Raw genomic sequence first — 16,193 nt, 5'->3', positions numbered from 1 at the left:
TATAGAGGCATAACTTTGAGCAAACGTTTTTCTTTTCATTATGCTTGGATCGTTTTGATCGTTACATTCTTTACTTTGATCGTTGCCGCTGGGGTGAGGTCCATGCCCGGAATTCTGATCGTTCCTCTCGAAAAAGAATTCGGTTGGAATAGATCCGCCATTTCTTTTGCGGTCTCAGTGAACTTATTATTATACGGACTTGTAGGACCGTTTGCCGCGGGGCTCATGAATCGTTTTGGCATAAAACGAATTATGGTATTTGCACTCGGACTATTGATCTCAGGAATTCTGCTAACAACGATTATGCGGACAAACTGGGAATTAGTAGTTCTTTGGGGAGTGATGGTCGGATTTGGATCCGGAATGGCGGCTTTAGTTTTAGGAGCTACAGTGGTCAATCGTTGGTTCGTTTCTCATAGAGGACTTCTCATGGGAATTCTGACTGCAAGCACTGCAACCGGGCAAATCATCTTTCTTCCATTTTTAGCTTCTCTTACGGAACAAGAAGGATGGAGAAACGCAGTCTATGCTGTGGCTTCTATATTAGGAATACTTCTTCCTACTGTGTTCTTCTTAATGAAAGATTCTCCTAAACAATCCGGACTCTTACCTTATGGGGCAAAAAGTGAAGAAGAAGGGATCTTACCTGTTTCCGGAAATCCATTCATGGAAGCGATCTCCGCATTAAGAGTCGGATTGAGATCCAGAAACTTCTGGCTTCTTGCAGGAAGTTTTTTTGTATGTGGAGCCAGTACAAACGGTCTCGTTGGAACTCACTTAGTTCCGGCATGTTCTGATCATGGAATTCCAGAAGTACGAGCGGCGGGGCTTTTGGCATTGATGGGAATTTTCGATCTGATCGGAACAGTCGGATCAGGTTGGTTATCCGACAGAGTGAATAACAAAATTCTGTTATTTATGTATTATGGATTAAGAGGGATTTCCTTACTATTATTACCTCAAGCATTTGATCCTGAATCGAACAAACTTTCTATATTTGCAGTTTTTTACGGATTAGATTGGATTGCTACTGTTCCGCCTACGGTTGCATTGACCGCTAAAATATTCGGAAGAGAAAAAGTAGGATTGATGTTCGGTTGGGTAGTTGCCTTCCATCAAATCGGAGCAGCTGTTGCTGCATTCGGAGCGGGGTATATCCGAACTGTACAAGGGGAATACGATCTTGCATTCATGTTTGCAGGAGCATTATGTGTGATTACTGCGCTTGGGATCTTTGCGGTATCAACTGAAAAGGAAGAAGGAAAACTTCCAGAAACACCTGAGTTTGCATCATAATGATAATACGAGCGTGAAAAGTTCTAAGGACTATTCTAGAAGTTCTACTTTTCCAGAAATAGGAGTGATAGAGCGGATCTTATCTTTTTTATAATCTAATTCGTATAAGGTATAATTATTATAAGGTCTGTATTCCTGATCTTTCGATTGTTTTACAAGTTCAGGATCCCCTAAAAAGTAAACGGATCCGTTTTTAACCACAGGAAAACAACCTACAAAGGAAGAATCATATCTTTGTTTTGTTTTTAGATCTACAACTACTATGTTTCCCAATTTTCCGTCCGCTCTTTCGGTGAAGGACAAAACTTTTCCATCGGGACTAAAGCTGATATTTACTTGTTCTTTATTTTCTCTTGGTTCTTTGGACTGAGGGTTTACAGGAAAAGGATAAAACGGATCCGAGAACTTGATCAGTTCTCCGGTTAAAGAAGGAAGTTTATACAACCTATTCTCCTTCTCCGTTGCTACACGTACTAAAACTAGATCTTCCGTAACCGTATATACATCAGTGATCTGTAATTTTCCACTTTCTATCCAAGCTAGAGTTTTTAATTCGGAAGTTTCGAGAGAATATTTATGGATCGGAACTCTAAGAGAATCTTCTCCATGTTCGGAGTAACGTACTTCGTTACCGATCAATACCAGATTTTTTTGATCAGGAGAAACATAGGGTTGATAACCTGGAAGAGATTTTATCTCCTTCTCCTTTTCGTAATCGTATAATACGGTTTCCCATCGATCTCCATTTTTTCTGGAGAAGATCACAATGGATTTATCTTTTAAAAATCCGCTATTACCTGGAAATGCATCTCTTGTTCCCTGGATCGTCTTAACTTTAGAGTTCGTTAAGTTCAATAAATTCAGATCTTTGGAAGTTTTAAAAAGAATATAGTTCTGTTTTCTAAAAACAGGAATTCCTTTTTCTTGGGTGCCCGTATAAACCAGTCCTGTTTTTCCGTTGATAGAAGAAATAGTGATAAGTCTTAGGATACCTTTGTCTTCTTGAACGGCATATACCGGACTCATAAAAGAAACAGGAGTAGGAGTGACTGAGAAGATAGGGTTTTGTAAAATAGTTATGATAAAGATAGATCCGAGGATTCGGAAGAGAGCAAGGTTCAGAAATTTATTTTTATATGTATCCTTCGCTTGCATACAGTCATTCTCCGAAAAAATCCAGGTTTCGTCAGTAAAATTTATCCGATCGGCCCGGATTGATTTCCCAAAGGGGATATTAGATTAACGTTTGATCTCGAAAGTCCTAAACGTACCTTTAGCATCTTCCCATTGAATTGTAGCTTCCGTTACTTTTGCTTTAGAAGGGCCTCTTTGAACTGCTTTGTACAAATCTTCGATAAAAATTTTGTCTCCTTCTACAACTACTTCTACTTCACCAGTAGGAAGATTCATAGTGTAACCTTTGAGTCGGCATTCTTGCGCTCTTTGTAGCACAAAATATCTAAAACCAACTCCTTGTACGGTTCCTCGGATCCTAATTTTTGCTCTAGATTCGTTTTTTGCAGCCATTCAGTTATTGGAACTCCTACAACTAAATTATACTCCCTCATTCTTGAGAAGAAGCCTTATTTACCATCCAAGAGGAGAAATCCTGTAAAAACTGCCAAAGTATCTCTTTAGATTCTTCATCTGCTTCCCAATCTTTTATCGCTTTGCGATAACAGGAAAGCCAGACTCTTCTAGCTTTTTCATCGATCGGAAAAGGAAGATGTCGAGCTCTCATTTTTGGAGGCCCGTATTTTTGAACATAATAGGGCGGACCTCCTAGAACTTGCACCATAAAGTCAGCCGACTTTACTTTGCTCTCCTCTAGATTTTCCGGAAACATCCAACGAATTTCGCTGACAGCTATTTGATCATAGAAAACGGAAACAAGTTCCCTAATGGGATCTTCTCCAACTTTTGAGAATAATTCTCTAAGACGAGGGCTGGGAGGAGGAGGTCCACCGGGAGGAGTATAAAATGTTGCACTCATCTAGAAGATCCCTTCTTCATAAAATCCAAGATCTTAGGTTCGAACTCTTGGACTAACTTTTGATACACATCTTTTTTGAAGGAGACTACGGTCGAAAGACATTCTTGGAATGGAATGAATCTAACTCTTTCAAACTCTTGCTCATGAGCCGTTAGATCACAGTCTTCTGCTTTACCGTTCCAGTATAGAAGATACCATTTTTGGGTTTGGCCTCTATACTTTTTTAGATTAGAGCTTAAATGTAAGGACTCAGGGAAATCATAATTGATCCAACTAGGATATTCATAGATGATCTCAGCGTCTTGAATGCCTACTTCTTCAAGAAGTTCTCTATGAGCAGCAGAGTTAGGATCTTCTCCATCATCTATTCCACCTTGAGGAAACTGCCAAGAGCCTTTAAAATTCAGTCTTTCTCCTACTAAAACCTCTCCTTTAGAGTTGAAGACTACCATTCCCACGTTCTTTCTATACGGTTTGTCCATCTTAGTAGAGGTTTACATCATATATCCGATAGACAAGCCTATAAAAAAATTTGGACCTAAAGTAATATACATTTAGTAGAAAAATATGATAAATCAATTGCGGATAGACAAAGAGAGGCCATAAGATTCTTTGGATTAATATTCCGATTCCAATAGGTGGATGTGTTTCTTACGATGTCGGTCAGATATAAAATTCGCAGACCTCAAGTATTTTCAGAGAGGGATTTCGAAATTAGGGAATCCGAGATACCCGGAATCGGAATGGGACTATTCTCCACACAAGACTTAGTCAAAGGTGATACTATCGGATTTTATACCGGTAGGGTGCTTAACGATAAGTCTGCAAACTCAGCTAAATATTGTGAGTCCAAATATTTACTTTGGATCTGTAAAGATCATTGGATCTATGGAGAAGGTAAAGAGTCCAACTATACTCGTTATATTAATCATAGTTCTAAGCCGAATGTAAAATTAGTGGTGTCCACTCGTTGGAAGACTGCAAGATTCGAAGCAATGCGTAAGATCAAAGCCGGTGAAGAGTTATTCTTCGATTATGGAGACGAATATTGGATCCATATAGACATTTCTCCTGTAGAACAGAACTAAGTTCCGCTTTGACGCTATCAATATCCGTTTAACAACGAATAGCGCGGTTTTTTTCCTGCATGAAACAAAAAGTTTCAAGGAACTAATCGTTAATTTTGACTCTATTTCCCGCAAAGAGTGGATTCCTTTTAAACAATAAGGAAAATTGGAACCTGGGGCGAGGTTCTGAATTTATTATCCGACATAAAGAACGGTGGAAGAACTCCCTATATCGAAAATAAGGCATTACCTTATTGGACTTGGATCCTTCCGTTAATCCTATTTCATTTCGCTTCCAAGGCATCCTTAGCCTTCCAAGTGGATACAGGGATCTCCATATCTTATCTTCCTATTCCTATCGGTATCATATTATGTTTTTGGTGGGGACCGGCGCGCACGTTACCCGCAATGTATGCCAACGCATTGTTCAGTGCTAACCTTTGGGGACTTCATGATGTGGATAAATATCCTATCTATTGTCTCTGGGAAGTACTTGCGGTGGGAATTTCCTGGCTCTTCTTCATCAAATTACGAAAAGGAAAAGTTTGGCTTCCTGATCTAAGAGAGACTGTTCGTTTTTTACTTTGGGTGGCCTTCCCCGCCGCAATATGTAACGGGTATTTAGTGGCAGAAGGTCTCGTATTATTCGGAGATCTTCCTCAAGACAAGTTACTCATATCCTCTTTGCAGGGAATGAGCGCTACGTTATTCGATACATTAAGTGTTTCAGTTCCGATACTGTTATGGGCAACCCCTTGGATGGAACTCAAAGGTTGGGCAAGAACAGAAGGAGCTTGGGAAAATAGGGAAACAAGCTGGGATAGAAGCAGACTCAGAAACCTAAAACCGAGAAAGATCGCGGAAATTATCGCAGTATTTTTACTTTGCGGAGTTTTCGGTGCAATTATTCCTACTTTAGAATACTGGTTCGTATTCGCGTTATTCGTTCTTTGGGCCGCATTAAGATACGGGATTACAATGGCTTTGACTGCAAATATTTGGGTGCAGGTCGTCACTTTGGTATTTCCGGTATTATTCGGTCGTTCCGAACATTACCAATGGTTTAAAGATGATAAGGAACTTATTTTCTTAGTAAACTTAGGGATATTATGCGTAGTTGCTTTGATCACAGGTAGGGCTACAAGCGATTCCAGAAAGGAGCTGCAAAAAAGAAGAAGGATAGAAGGTAAACTTTTACAGAGCCGAGAACAATATCGAAAATTTTTCGAAGAAAATCTTTCTGCAAACTTTATCACTGATAGCTCCGGGAATATTCTGGCTGCCAATACTTCTTTCCTAAAAATGTTCGGTTTCGAAACACAAACGGAAGTTTCTCTCAAAAATTTTGCGGACCTTTTTCCTTCTTACGATGATTATTCCTTCTTCTTACAAAAAATACAGATCAGCTCCAGATTAGAAACTCATGAAGAATTTTTTCAGGAGAAGAATGGATTACCTATCCATACAACTGGAAATTATTTTGCTACATTCAATAAATCAGGAAGTATAGATTCTATACGAGGATATCTATTGGATGATACTCTTCGTCGCAAGCTGGAAGACCAATTAATAGAATCTAAAAAATTAGAAACAATCGGGACTTTGGCAGGAGGGATCGCTCACGATTTTAATAATATTCTTCAGATCATTTCAGGGTACGCGACTAAAATGCAATTGGAGTCTTCCAAATTTGCGAGTCTTATGGACATGTCCCGTTCTATTAATGCTGCGGCCGCAAGGGGAGCAATTATAGTTCGTAGACTTCTTTCTTTAGCTAGAAAGGGAGGAGGAGGATTTAAAACAATCCTAGCCGACCAATTGGTAAATGAAACGGTAGATCTTTTAGTCCCTACATTCTCCGAAAAAATAAAATTCAGAAAAGAATGTAAAGAAGGACTTCGTACAATCGTAGGAGATTACTCTCAGTTGGAGCAAGTCCTTATCAATCTTTGTTTGAATGCAAGAGATGCACTTCCGGAAGGAGGAGAAATCTCCATACGTGCATTTGAAGTACAGGGTGCGAATATTAGAGAATCTTTTCCACTTTCTGAACCTGCAGAATATCTTTGTATAGAAGTTTCGGATAATGGAGAAGGAATGAGCGAAGAGACCAGAAAAAGGATCTTTGAACCGTTCTTTAGCACAAAGACTAAGACCCAAGGAAGTGGACTCGGAATGTCCATGGTTTACGGGATCATGCAAAACCATGAAGGAATGGTGCAGGTTAGTTCTCATTTAGGAATGGGCACTAGCATTCGATTATTTTTCCCAGTAGCAAAAACTAGAACTTCTAGATTTGTTGAAAACACAGGAAAAGGTTCTCAAACTTCTACCGGTATCATGTTGATAGTGGAAGAATCTCCTTATTTGTCGGAAATCCTACAAGACCAAATGTTATCTTTGGGATTCAGATTGATCAGTGCTGATAATACTAAAAAGGCTCGAGAAATATTAAACAAATTCAAATCAACTACGGTTTTAACTGTGGTCGATCTGGATTTTGAATTTCTTTCAACCTTGGAATTTTTGGAAACGATCAAAAAAGAATGCCCGGAGTTGAGAATTTTTGTCTCTGGAACAGATTTTGGAAATGAAACTAAAGAAAAACTTTCCGCTTTGGGGATTAATGATCTTCTCGAAAAACCATATAAGATCCGAGACCTGATCGAATTCTTTTACACGAAAAGTTTTTGAATTAAGCCGCTTTTTTTTCTTTCACTTTTGCATTCTTAAAGAAGAATGCAAAGCCCTGCACTAGATCGTAGATCGCAGGCAACTGAGCCAAAGAAATTCCAACATCTCCATGAGAGATCAAAGGTGTTAATACCAATTTGGATTTTTTGCGAGGAAGATTTTCTTTTAAGATCACGGCCTCTTTTGCAGGAACCACATTGTCTCCCAAACCGTGAACGATAGAAACATGGCAATCTAAAAGATGAAGTTTATCTTTTACCTGAAGTTCTTGTAAAAATGAACTTTGAGATCCTGCGTTGGCTACGATCTCTTTCCAGATTTTTTCTCTAAAACTTTTATCTTCTCTAAGTTTGAAAAATACTTCTTTGTTTTCAGCGCTGATGTTTTCCAAAACGGTAGGTAGTTCCAATGTCTCTCTGGAAAAACTTCCGTCCAGAACACATGCTTTAAGAGCGAATTCTAATTCTTGGTTTTCGGATTTAAGAGCATACTTTACAAAATTATAAAGAAGGATCATCCTTCCATACTCGTCTCCCTCATCGGAAGTCATCACATAATCCAAAGTGGATTGGACATCACAATAAGCACCGATTGTAAGAATTGAGGAGATCTTTTTTCCTACTTCAGGATCGGAAGCAGCGATTAATCCCATACTTCCCGAAAAAGAAGGAGCTATATAAGACAGTTTTTGGTCCGGGCAATATTTTTTATCGGAAGAGATATGAAGTATCAGATCTTTTATCTTTTCAACAGTTTCTTTTCGAATTCTGAACTGAGTAACTTCTACAAGCAAAGGAGAAATAACCGTATATCCCACTGCTGCTGCGGATCTACAAACTGCCGCGAATCTAGGGTCCTTATTTCCCAGGTAGGCCAATCCATTTACTGCTAAAATGGTTCCGCAGGATTTTCCTTTCGGAGTATAAAGAATTGCGGGAATTTCGAATTGATCCGTTTTAACTGTGATCTCCTCTTCTGCAACTTTAGGAGGAGTGGGTAATTGGCAGTGAAGGGCAAACTTGGCAGCCTTCCAGAAATATTTCATATTTGTATCCAACCCCGGTATCGTTAAGATCGGATAACAATTTTATGACGATTTGAAAAGTCGGGGAACAGTCGGGAGACTTCTCCCTTTGCGCGGAATGGGGAATCCATATTCCGCCGTACCTTCCATATTCCGAACCCCCGGTAATCACTATTCCGCAGATTAGCCGATCGAAATGGTGAATTCTACTTTGCAGGCATTTTCACGAATCCCATTCTCCGAGAAAAAAAATCATATGTTCACATTAGGGTATTCGAATGAAAAAAGAGAAAAGAAGCAGAACCAAAACTCTGCTTGAGGACAATCCAGCCTTAAGTAAGGAAGAGATCCGGCTACTTCTAAACGCATCCAGAACTCACGAAAACCATTACCTTTGGTTTAGAATGTTGTATTCTTTTGGGCTCCAACTTTCCGAGTTGGTCTCCCTAAGAGTGGAAGATTTGGATTGGTCCCATCATAAAATATTGATCCATCATTCCCAAACTTTAAACCCCAGAAATCCTTCCATTCCGTATTCATTACGAAGGGATTTATGGTTTATTTCTCAGGGCAAACAGGGAGAGGACTTTTTGTTTTCGGGTAGGATTGGCAAACTTCGCCCCAGGACCGTTCAAAAAATGTTTTCTAAGCTAGAGGAAATGACGGGTCTTTCGATTTCAGTTTTTAGATTAAGGAGAAGTTTAGCTTCTCACCTGATTGAGGCGGGTTGGGACCTGGATAGTATCCAGGAACAGTTGGGGCTTTCTTCCCAAAAATCCTTGAAGGATTTGTTAGGGCAGAAACCGAAGCAGGTCCCGCTCAAAAAATTTCCATTGGAGGAAATTAACGGATCAGCGGCATAATATTCAAAATTTAGGATTTTCCAACTATAGTAGAATAGAGGAGATGGGAAAAAATTCTTGTAAAACCCCATTTCCTCACTATTTTAGTCTACGGCGAACTTTCCGTTCCCCTTTTGTAACTAAAAAAGGAAATTTTCTTTGTCGGAATTTGATCTTATGGATCGTCGCTCGGAGCCTAGCTTGGAAATTAAAACGAAAAAAGTAGGGAAACATACCCTAGTTCAATTAGATGGCAGGCTGGATATCACTCATTCGGACGAGGTAGAAGCAAAACTTCTAGACGACGTCCAAGCTGGAACAGGTGATATCGTCATTAACTTGCAAAATATTTCTTATATATCTTCTTCCGGAATCAGGATCTTTGTTGGAATGGTCCGGGAGCTAGAAAAGCAGAATCGAAAACTTAAACTTTGCAATATCACTCCTAACGTTAAAAAAGTTTTCGACGTTGTGGAATTGTTGGATCTTTTCGAAGTCTACGAAACCGAACAAGAAGCATTAGCTACCTTAAAATAATCAGCCGGGGGCGCTTTGTATCATGGGTTCCCCCGCTAGCACAGAAGACCGATCTTCCGAAATTTACGGACTCATCGGTCTTTTCTTTTTATCCATCCTTTCACTTTTGATATTTAGGATCTCCGGGTTGGAGTTCCCACCCGTATGGCCTGACGAAGTTTTATTTTATTCTCCTTCCTTAGATTTTGCAAAGAACGGACTCTTCCGGACAGACGTGCTAGAAGGTTTAGTAAAAGGAATGGAAACCAAAACACTTTGGATGCCGCCGATTTTCTTTTTATTAAACGGTTTGGTTGTCAAATTTTGGGGAGAAGGCCTCGAAGTTCTTAGATTATTCGCTGCAATCTTATCCGTTGCGAGTATTTGGATCTTCTGGTTCATTCTAAAAACTTTCGATTATTCTCCGATTGCAAGGTTAGGCGCTTCCTTACTATTATTCACCGATCTACTGTTCTTAAGAGTGGGTTGGACTGCGAGAATGGAAGCTCTCTGTTTGTTTTGGGCACTTCTATCCTTACTAGTACTTGCAAGAAAAGCAAGATGGAAAGGAGAAGTTCCGCTCAAACAATATGAAACATTCTTAGCCGGATCTTTTTTAGGGATCTCATTTTTATCACATCCATTCGGCGCGATTTTCGGAGTACCTGCATTACTATTGATCCACCAAGCAAAAGCATGGAAGGTTTGGATGTTTTGGTTGGGTGGTGCATTGCCGATTCTCGCTTGGGGAATTTGGATCCATCCTGACTGGGGAATTTTTTTCTACCAGTTCGGAGCACAGTTCGGACGCAAAAAAGACCTATTCCAGTCTTTCTCTCCGATCACGAAGATCAAAGTATTATTGGGCGGATATGAATCTCCGGGATTACGACTATTCTTTTATCTGGCTCTTGCATACGGGTTATGGGTGGTAAGAGGAGAAATTAAGGACAAACCTAAGTCGGCATTTTTTTTCTCAGCTTGGACAGTTTCCATTCTGTTCTTTTTGATCTTATCCACAGAATATTATTATGTGATGTATTTGTGTATTCCTTTGTCCGCTTTGGGAGGATTCTTTTTTGAAAGGATCAGAAGCAGAAGGGTTCAGTTCATCGCAGCTATATTAGTATTTTCCAATATAGCAATTTTAGTGAATGCTTATAAAAGGATTGGATTCGGAAATCCGGAATTCGATCTAAAAGATAGATTCTATGAGGTTTTGGGACCGGAATTAAAAGGTTCTAAAAAGATGTATCTACAAGCAATTCCGGATCCGTACTTCCATATTCGAAAAGAATATCCGAATCTGAAAATTCTTGAGTTTATTCCTGGAGAACTTCCTATCCCGAAAGAAGATTTTATCCAAACCTTGGATTCAATCGATACATTCGTATTTTCGGACCGTCAGAAAAGAAACGAATTCGTTCAGGCTTATTTAGAAGAGAATTCCTCTAAATTCAGAAAATTCAGGATTACTGCGGAACCTTCTACACTTAGAAAAGTAGCAAATGTAGAAGCAGAGATATATCGCAGAAGATAATTAAACTTTTCCGTTATCCTTAATCTTTTTAACAAGATTCCGATTTGCCTCTTGTCTTAAGATCGCGTTCTCGTATCTTCTGATCTCTGTTTCCGTTTCCGGTTTTATTTTAGGAATAGGACAGGGTTTCTTATTCTCATCCAATGCTACAAATGTGAGATACGCGGTAGTTGCGCGAGTCACTATCCCGGTATACGGATTCTCCTTAGAGACTTGCACGCCTATCTCTAAGGAAGATCTCCCCGCATAATTCGCGGAAGCTTTTAGGATCACATGATCACCCAAAGAGATCGGTTCAAGAAAATTCAGTTTATCTACACTCGCAGTGACAGCCTCTCTTCCACAATGCCTTTGAGCGACCATGACAGCGATCAAGTCTATCCAAGACATTAAGGTCCCTCCGAAAAGGGTACCGTAATGGTTGGTGTGGTCAGGCATAACGATATGCCTGGTTTCCGCGGCGGATTGTTTCGGTGTTTTTGAGATTTCTTCCGACATCTATAACTTAGACTAACGATCCTAATATTACGTTCTTATAATTGGCATTGTAAAATAAAATCGTTGAATACCTGAGCGATATACACCCTTTCCTTATATGAAAGTGCAGTACTTCCCGCAGAGATCAATTCACCAGAGTTAGAAAAAATTTCTCTGATAGAATCGTCCGGAGAAATCGTAAATATTTTAGTAGGAGAATGTGATTCTCCATTGCTTGCATGTTTTAGGAATTTCATCACAGAAGGGTGAGTAACCGTGAATATGGTACCTTTTTCGTCTATTTCCAGGTTGTCCGGTCCGCTTCCGAGTAATATCGATTTAGGTTCTCCTAATACGATCTTTCCGTTTTCTCTTTTGATATCGAATTTTAAAACAGTACCTTCGTTAAAAGCGGATCTGTATAAAATTTCTTTTCCATCTGGCCTTTTTACATAAAGGATCCCATTTCCTAAAGAGACAGGATTTCCTAAAGAAGACCAAGATTTTCCGTCATAGTAAGCGATCTCAGAACGTTTCATTCTAAAAAGATCATGGAATAGATAGAGCATAAATCCTCCTTCTCCATGATCATTAGAAACAAAAATTTCATTTTCGGATGCAACTGACAGATCGTTAGGGCTTGTAACCAAAGGATCTTGCAGAGTTTGGATATGTTTCCATTTTCCTGCCTTAGATTTTGCGGAAGGTTTTTCCGTTCTTTCAAAAACTTCTATAGAATGTTCTTTGTACAATGTGATATGAGAGATCACATACAATCTGTACTTTCCGTTTTGGTTTAAGAGACTCATCCCATGAGGTCTGAAGTTTTTAGGATATTCAGTTTCCAGTAGTTTTGGTTCGAGTGTAGAAGAGTTCAGATCCAAAAAGTAAAGTTTTCCTTCCTGATCTTTAACCCTTCTTTCGTGGGAAGATATATATAATAATCCTGCATCTCTATCGATTGCTAAATCTTCCGGGCCGGGCATTCCGGAAATCTTGGAGCAGCCTTTTAAGGGGATATCTTTGATGTCCCCGGAACAATTGCTGAATAACAGGCCTAAAACGACGAATACTAAGGGTAGAATGGAAACTCGCATGGGGTCCCAAGATCTGCCTTAAATCCGGCACTGGCAATCAGATTCAAGGCCTGAGCAGGAATTTTATTCTTGCAATTTTTGTGCAGTGCATAAAAATGGAGTTAAAAAGGAATAGCAAGGCATGGACAACCAAAAACTAAACGATATAATCAATGCCGGGATTGGGGCCGTCCAGACTTCGAAAGAGATTTTCGATAAACTTCTCGCGGACTTAAACGATGGAAAGGAGAAGGTGGAGCAGAGATTCGACGAGCTTAAAGCACAGGGAGAAAAAGACCTGAGCGATAACGCGTTGAAATTCAAAGTTCCTCTGGCTTGGGGAATCGTGAAAATAGAAGAGATTCGTGAGAATATCTTAAAACAATTTTTAAAGAAATGATGGGCGGATTTTTCCCCTCGAATAGGAAACGATCATGTTTCAATTTTCAGAGGAAAAGAATTCCGCTCTAGGCCGATTTTTACTCTTTCAACTCTCTTCTCTTTTTCTCCTAACTCCTTTAAATTCTCAAAATTTTTCTCCAAAGACCATAATAGCTAACTCTGAAGAGTTGATCCTTGTGACCGAGGTACGTTCGGATAAATCGAGGACTGAAAAAGTTTACGGTGCATCCGAATTTCTGAAAAAGGAATATTCTCCTGCTTCTACCTTTAAAACGTATCTGGTTTTATCTTTAATCGAGAATCATATCGTTGATCCGGAAGAAAAGATAGAATGTGCAGACAAACATATTCCTAATTCTCCTAGACTTTTGAATTTAAGAGATGCGTTATTTTATTCTTCTAATGATTATTTTGAAAAAGTTTTTCCTAAGTTAGGAAAAGAAAAACTGGATCTTACTCTTCGTAAGATCGGTTATTTAGAAAATTCTAAATCGAATTCCAAAGTGGAGGATTGGTGGATCGATCTTGCGGGTTTGAAACATGGGGGTAAGATCAAATTAACTCCTAAGGCTGTACATTCTTCTTGGTCCAAAATTTTTGAAAATGGTTACGGGTTTAGTAAGGGCATTATGGAAGAATGGGAAAATACACTTTTCTGGTCCGAATGTACGGATAGATCTGTTAGAGTGTATGGCAAAACAGGTTCTTGGGAAGGAAGTTTTTGGTTCCAAGGAGCCTTGGTCAAATCTGAAAATGATTATATAATTTATACCATCTTAAATAGAAACAAATCGGGATCCAGAACCGGAACGATCAATAGATTTTATGAATTAACAGGGTGTAAGGTTCCGAGTTTGGAATGAAGGGAGTTTAAAAATAGGAATTCAGCAGAGAAAGTCTGGAGATACAAACCAAATGATCTGTCCTCCCTGGAATTTCTCGCGAGGAATATTCACTGCGAGTGCAGAGCCTGGAGTAAATAGGAAAGATTTTCCTACTCCTGAAATTCCCAAAAGAGTTTCTGCAAACACACTTACGTCGGGGCTATGGCCCACTAAAAGGATTGCATCCGAGTTTGAATTATCTTTAAGAAGAGGACAGATCCTAAAATAATCTTCGCCAGGAAGAAGGTATTCCGCCGATTCAGTTTCTAATTCAGGTTTTAAAATTTTGGAATAAATTTCCGCAGTGGCTTTCGTGCGAACGTAAGGACTATGATAGATCTTTTTGATCTTAAAACCGGTTTGAAAGAACCGAGCCATCTTTTCTATATCTGTGATTCCTTTGGGAGTAAGCACCCTAGATGAATCTTTGCCGTCTTCCGAATTGGGATCGGCTTCCCCATGTCTGGCTATGATGATCTTCATAGAATAAATGTAAAATTGTGGATACGTGTTCTAATAAAAAGGATTGCTTCGAGAAGCAATGGAACTATCGTCTCCGGCACCTGGTCTAAGGATTTTTGAATGCCTCAATTTGCAATTGAAATAGAGCACCTACGCAAATTTTATCCGAAAGTAAAAGCATTACAAGGAATTGATCTGAAAATTCCGCAAGGCGGGATTTTCGGTCTACTCGGTCAGAACGGAGCCGGTAAAACTACCTTGGTCCGTATCCTACTTGGTTTCTCCAAACAGACCGAAGGTTACTGCAAAGTTTTAGGTTTGGAACCTTCTCCTCTTGCTAGAACTAAGATAGGTTATCTTCCGGAAAGGATGGCGGTCCCTACTTATTTGAGTGGGAGAGAATTTTTAGAAGCGAGTTTCAAACTTGCATTGCTACCTTCTTCCATTGCAAAAAAGAAAAGTACGGAGTTTTTAGAAAAGTTAGGATTAGCAGAAGCTGCTGATCGAAAAATTTCCACTTACTCCAAGGGAATGCTCCAAAGATTGGGACTTGCGAATGCGCTCGGTGGAGAGCCTGAACTTTTACTTTTAGATGAACCCGGCACAGGTTTAGATCCTGCTGGTTATAAAGAATTCAGAGAATTAATTTTAGAAGAGAATAAGAAGAGAGGGGTTACCATCCTCATCAACTCCCATCGTTTGTTAGAAGTGGAACAGATCTGTACCGAGATTGGTATCCTTCACAAAGGAAACTTAATGGCTCAGGGCAAGCTGGACGAATTAAAACAAGGAAAGGATAGGATACGTATTCGTCTAGAATCAGCGCCTGAATCTTATTTGGAAGAGATCTCTTTGGAACATAAAAAGGATGGAAAGATTTGGGACATACGTCCTAAACCGGAAGTGGACCTGAAAAAACTTCCCGCAATTTTAGTGGAGAAGGGTGCGGAAATTTTCCTCTACGAAAGAAAGACCGAATCTTTAGAAGATGTATTCTTCAGACTTACCCAAGGGACCGAAAATGGAGGATCAAATTGAGCTCTCAAACCGATTTCAAATTTTTTATCTCCTCTGCGTTTCGACAGATTGGAACTCTGCTTCGGTTAACGTTCGTCCAGGTTCTCAGACGTAAGGCGATCTTCTTTTATTTTTCCCTGCTTGGATTTTTCCTTTTGGGGGAATGGACCTGTACTACTTCCGTAGGAGGAGAGACCAGTCACGGTGTTTCTTCTTATATGTATTTTATCCTGACTTCTTTTTGGAGTTTGGTATTTCTGGTGATCTTAACTTCGGACCTTCTCCGCCAAGACATGGATTCTCAGGTCCATACTCTTTGGTTGAGTCGCCCGGTGGATCCGTTCGCTTATGTGGGAAGTAAGGGACTCACGCTGCTTGTATGCGTGGTGTTATTTGTGTTTCTTGCTTTCGGGATCAGCTCTTGGTTCTCTTTGGAAATTCCTTGGGAGTTCCTTTGGTATCAGGGAACCATGATGTTGGTGTATTCGTTTTTTGTTCTATTGGTTCTGTTGGTGACTCTGTTCTCGAATCAGTCTCTCGCGATCGTGAGTTCTCTCGGACTTATACTTTTTAGCTGCATTTTGGATTTTGTGGCCTATAACCAAAATATCGATATGTCTGCGGAAGCGAGCGATATCAAAAAATTCGTTCTAAAAACGATCTACTGGGTTCTGCCCCAGGTCGGGACTGTTTTTTATCATTCTTTTGCGCTTTTTCTGGGTAAGGCTGATCCTAAAAATTTCTACGGACCTTATTCATTCGTCCAAGTAGGAGCATGGATCGTAATTTTAAAATCTACTCTGTGGTTGAGCACTCGGCACAAAGAGATTTAGGCTCTAAGGGATTCGGGGAATTTAATCTAGGGTTGACAAAACCTGCTCAGCAGTAGGATATAGCAGGCCC

Annotated in this window: 18 protein-coding genes; 10 read left to right on the top strand and 8 right to left on the bottom strand. The window is 39.7% G+C overall.

Features of this window, described 5'->3' with window-relative positions; all coding sequences use genetic code 11:
* Positions 1 to 15 precede the first annotated feature (15 nt).
* On the top strand, positions 16 to 1,296 hold the full coding sequence (locus EHO58_RS07035) for an MFS transporter (RefSeq protein ID WP_135679458.1): 1,281 nt from the start codon (positions 16 to 18) through the stop codon (positions 1,294 to 1,296).
* A gap of 30 nt (positions 1,297 to 1,326) precedes the next feature.
* Here the strand turns inward: EHO58_RS07035 and EHO58_RS07030 are convergent, their stop codons facing one another.
* From EHO58_RS07030 to EHO58_RS07015, 4 genes are all read right to left on the bottom strand, one after another.
* Positions 1,327 to 2,451, bottom strand: a complete 1,125-nt coding sequence (locus tag EHO58_RS07030) for a TolB-like translocation protein (RefSeq protein WP_135679457.1) — start codon at positions 2,449 to 2,451, stop codon at positions 1,327 to 1,329.
* An 84-nt stretch (positions 2,452 to 2,535) separates the two neighbouring features.
* The gene (locus tag EHO58_RS07025) at positions 2,536 to 2,823 is read right to left on the bottom strand and encodes an acylphosphatase (protein WP_100722065.1); all 288 of its coding nucleotides are present in this window, start codon (positions 2,821 to 2,823) and stop codon (positions 2,536 to 2,538) included.
* 37 nt (positions 2,824 to 2,860) lie between these two features.
* Positions 2,861 to 3,289, bottom strand: a complete 429-nt coding sequence (locus EHO58_RS07020) for a globin domain-containing protein (protein ID WP_135628209.1) — start codon at positions 3,287 to 3,289, stop codon at positions 2,861 to 2,863.
* A complete protein-coding gene (locus EHO58_RS07015) occupies positions 3,286 to 3,771 on the bottom strand; it encodes an RNA pyrophosphohydrolase (protein ID WP_135679456.1) in 486 nt (161 codons plus the stop codon). Before EHO58_RS07015 ends, EHO58_RS07020 begins: the two co-directional genes overlap by 4 nt.
* Before the next feature lie 174 nt (positions 3,772 to 3,945).
* On the opposite strand from EHO58_RS07015, the gene EHO58_RS07010 reads away from it, so the two are divergent.
* Positions 3,946 to 4,377, top strand: coding sequence for an SET domain-containing protein (locus EHO58_RS07010; protein WP_135628211.1), 432 nt, complete (start codon positions 3,946 to 3,948; stop codon positions 4,375 to 4,377).
* 297 nt (positions 4,378 to 4,674) lie between these two features.
* Positions 4,675 to 7,050, top strand: a complete 2,376-nt coding sequence (locus EHO58_RS07005; protein WP_244241090.1) for an ATP-binding protein — start codon at positions 4,675 to 4,677, stop codon at positions 7,048 to 7,050.
* A 1-nt stretch (position 7,051) separates the two neighbouring features.
* Here EHO58_RS07005 and EHO58_RS07000 read toward each other — a convergent pair whose 3' ends face one another.
* The gene (locus EHO58_RS07000; protein ID WP_135628212.1) at positions 7,052 to 8,095 is read right to left on the bottom strand and encodes an alpha/beta hydrolase; all 1,044 of its coding nucleotides are present in this window, start codon (positions 8,093 to 8,095) and stop codon (positions 7,052 to 7,054) included.
* Positions 8,096 to 8,352: 257 nt separating this feature from the next.
* On the opposite strand from EHO58_RS07000, the gene EHO58_RS06990 reads away from it, so the two are divergent.
* The 3 genes from EHO58_RS06990 to EHO58_RS06980 all read left to right on the top strand — a co-directional run bounded on the left by EHO58_RS06990 (position 8,353) and on the right by EHO58_RS06980 (position 10,972).
* Positions 8,353 to 8,937 carry a tyrosine-type recombinase/integrase gene (locus tag EHO58_RS06990; protein WP_135679455.1) on the top strand — a complete coding sequence of 195 codons (585 nt, stop codon included), beginning with the start codon at positions 8,353 to 8,355 and terminating at the stop codon, positions 8,935 to 8,937.
* A gap of 180 nt (positions 8,938 to 9,117) precedes the next feature.
* Positions 9,118 to 9,453, top strand: coding sequence for an STAS domain-containing protein (locus EHO58_RS06985; RefSeq protein WP_020769420.1), 336 nt, complete (start codon positions 9,118 to 9,120; stop codon positions 9,451 to 9,453).
* A 22-nt stretch (positions 9,454 to 9,475) separates the two neighbouring features.
* Positions 9,476 to 10,972, top strand: coding sequence for an ArnT family glycosyltransferase (locus tag EHO58_RS06980; protein ID WP_135679454.1), 1,497 nt, complete (start codon positions 9,476 to 9,478; stop codon positions 10,970 to 10,972).
* On the opposite strand, the gene EHO58_RS06975 is transcribed toward EHO58_RS06980, so the two are convergent.
* Both EHO58_RS06975 and EHO58_RS06970 read right to left on the bottom strand, forming a co-directional pair.
* A complete protein-coding gene (locus EHO58_RS06975) occupies positions 10,973 to 11,470 on the bottom strand; it encodes an acyl-CoA thioesterase (RefSeq protein WP_135628215.1) in 498 nt (165 codons plus the stop codon).
* Between the two features lie 35 nt (positions 11,471 to 11,505).
* Positions 11,506 to 12,546, bottom strand: a complete 1,041-nt coding sequence (locus EHO58_RS06970; RefSeq protein WP_135679453.1) for an SMP-30/gluconolactonase/LRE family protein — start codon at positions 12,544 to 12,546, stop codon at positions 11,506 to 11,508.
* A gap of 121 nt (positions 12,547 to 12,667) precedes the next feature.
* On the opposite strand from EHO58_RS06970, the gene EHO58_RS06965 reads away from it, so the two are divergent.
* The gene (locus EHO58_RS06965; protein WP_135628217.1) at positions 12,668 to 12,925 is read left to right on the top strand and encodes an LIMLP_16025 family protein; all 258 of its coding nucleotides are present in this window, start codon (positions 12,668 to 12,670) and stop codon (positions 12,923 to 12,925) included.
* A 34-nt stretch (positions 12,926 to 12,959) separates the two neighbouring features.
* Entirely contained in the window at positions 12,960 to 13,790 is an 831-nt protein-coding gene (locus EHO58_RS06960) for a penicillin-binding transpeptidase domain-containing protein (RefSeq protein WP_135679452.1), read from the top strand.
* Between the two features lie 21 nt (positions 13,791 to 13,811).
* On the opposite strand, the gene sixA is transcribed toward EHO58_RS06960, so the two are convergent.
* A complete protein-coding gene (gene sixA, locus EHO58_RS06955) occupies positions 13,812 to 14,294 on the bottom strand; it encodes a phosphohistidine phosphatase SixA (RefSeq protein ID WP_100708948.1) in 483 nt (160 codons plus the stop codon).
* Positions 14,295 to 14,393: 99 nt separating this feature from the next.
* Between sixA and EHO58_RS06950 the strand changes: the two genes are divergently transcribed.
* A complete protein-coding gene (locus tag EHO58_RS06950) occupies positions 14,394 to 15,311 on the top strand; it encodes an ABC transporter ATP-binding protein (RefSeq protein WP_135628219.1) in 918 nt (305 codons plus the stop codon).
* Positions 15,308 to 16,123, top strand: coding sequence for an ABC transporter permease (locus tag EHO58_RS06945; RefSeq protein ID WP_135679451.1), 816 nt, complete (start codon positions 15,308 to 15,310; stop codon positions 16,121 to 16,123). Before EHO58_RS06950 ends, EHO58_RS06945 begins: the two co-directional genes overlap by 4 nt.
* Positions 16,124 to 16,193 lie beyond the last annotated feature (70 nt).

Origin of the sequence: Leptospira selangorensis, assembly GCF_004769405.1 — a bacterium.
Lineage (GTDB): Bacteria > Spirochaetota > Leptospiria > Leptospirales > Leptospiraceae > Leptospira_B > Leptospira_B selangorensis.
This window is presented reverse-complemented; position numbering and strand designations above follow the sequence as displayed.

Coding starts and splice junctions, on each gene's coding strand:
- EHO58_RS07030 (WP_135679457.1), bottom strand. CDS start 2,451: ATGCAAGCGAAGGATACATATAAAAATAAATTTCTGAACCTTGCTCTC.
- EHO58_RS07025 (WP_100722065.1), bottom strand. CDS start 2,823: ATGGCTGCAAAAAACGAATCTAGAGCAAAAATTAGGATCCGAGGAACC.
- EHO58_RS07020 (WP_135628209.1), bottom strand. CDS start 3,289: ATGAGTGCAACATTTTATACTCCTCCCGGTGGACCTCCTCCTCCCAGC.
- EHO58_RS07015 (WP_135679456.1), bottom strand. CDS start 3,771: ATGGACAAACCGTATAGAAAGAACGTGGGAATGGTAGTCTTCAACTCT.
- EHO58_RS07010 (WP_135628211.1), top strand. CDS start 3,946: ATGTCGGTCAGATATAAAATTCGCAGACCTCAAGTATTTTCAGAGAGG.
- EHO58_RS07000 (WP_135628212.1), bottom strand. CDS start 8,095: ATGAAATATTTCTGGAAGGCTGCCAAGTTTGCCCTTCACTGCCAATTA.
- EHO58_RS06990 (WP_135679455.1), top strand. CDS start 8,353: ATGAAAAAAGAGAAAAGAAGCAGAACCAAAACTCTGCTTGAGGACAAT.
- EHO58_RS06980 (WP_135679454.1), top strand. CDS start 9,476: ATGGGTTCCCCCGCTAGCACAGAAGACCGATCTTCCGAAATTTACGGA.
- EHO58_RS06975 (WP_135628215.1), bottom strand. CDS start 11,470: ATGTCGGAAGAAATCTCAAAAACACCGAAACAATCCGCCGCGGAAACC.
- EHO58_RS06970 (WP_135679453.1), bottom strand. CDS start 12,546: ATGCGAGTTTCCATTCTACCCTTAGTATTCGTCGTTTTAGGCCTGTTA.
- EHO58_RS06965 (WP_135628217.1), top strand. CDS start 12,668: ATGGACAACCAAAAACTAAACGATATAATCAATGCCGGGATTGGGGCC.
- EHO58_RS06960 (WP_135679452.1), top strand. CDS start 12,960: ATGTTTCAATTTTCAGAGGAAAAGAATTCCGCTCTAGGCCGATTTTTA.
- sixA (WP_100708948.1), bottom strand. CDS start 14,294: ATGAAGATCATCATAGCCAGACATGGGGAAGCCGATCCCAATTCGGAA.
- EHO58_RS06950 (WP_135628219.1), top strand. CDS start 14,394: ATGCCTCAATTTGCAATTGAAATAGAGCACCTACGCAAATTTTATCCG.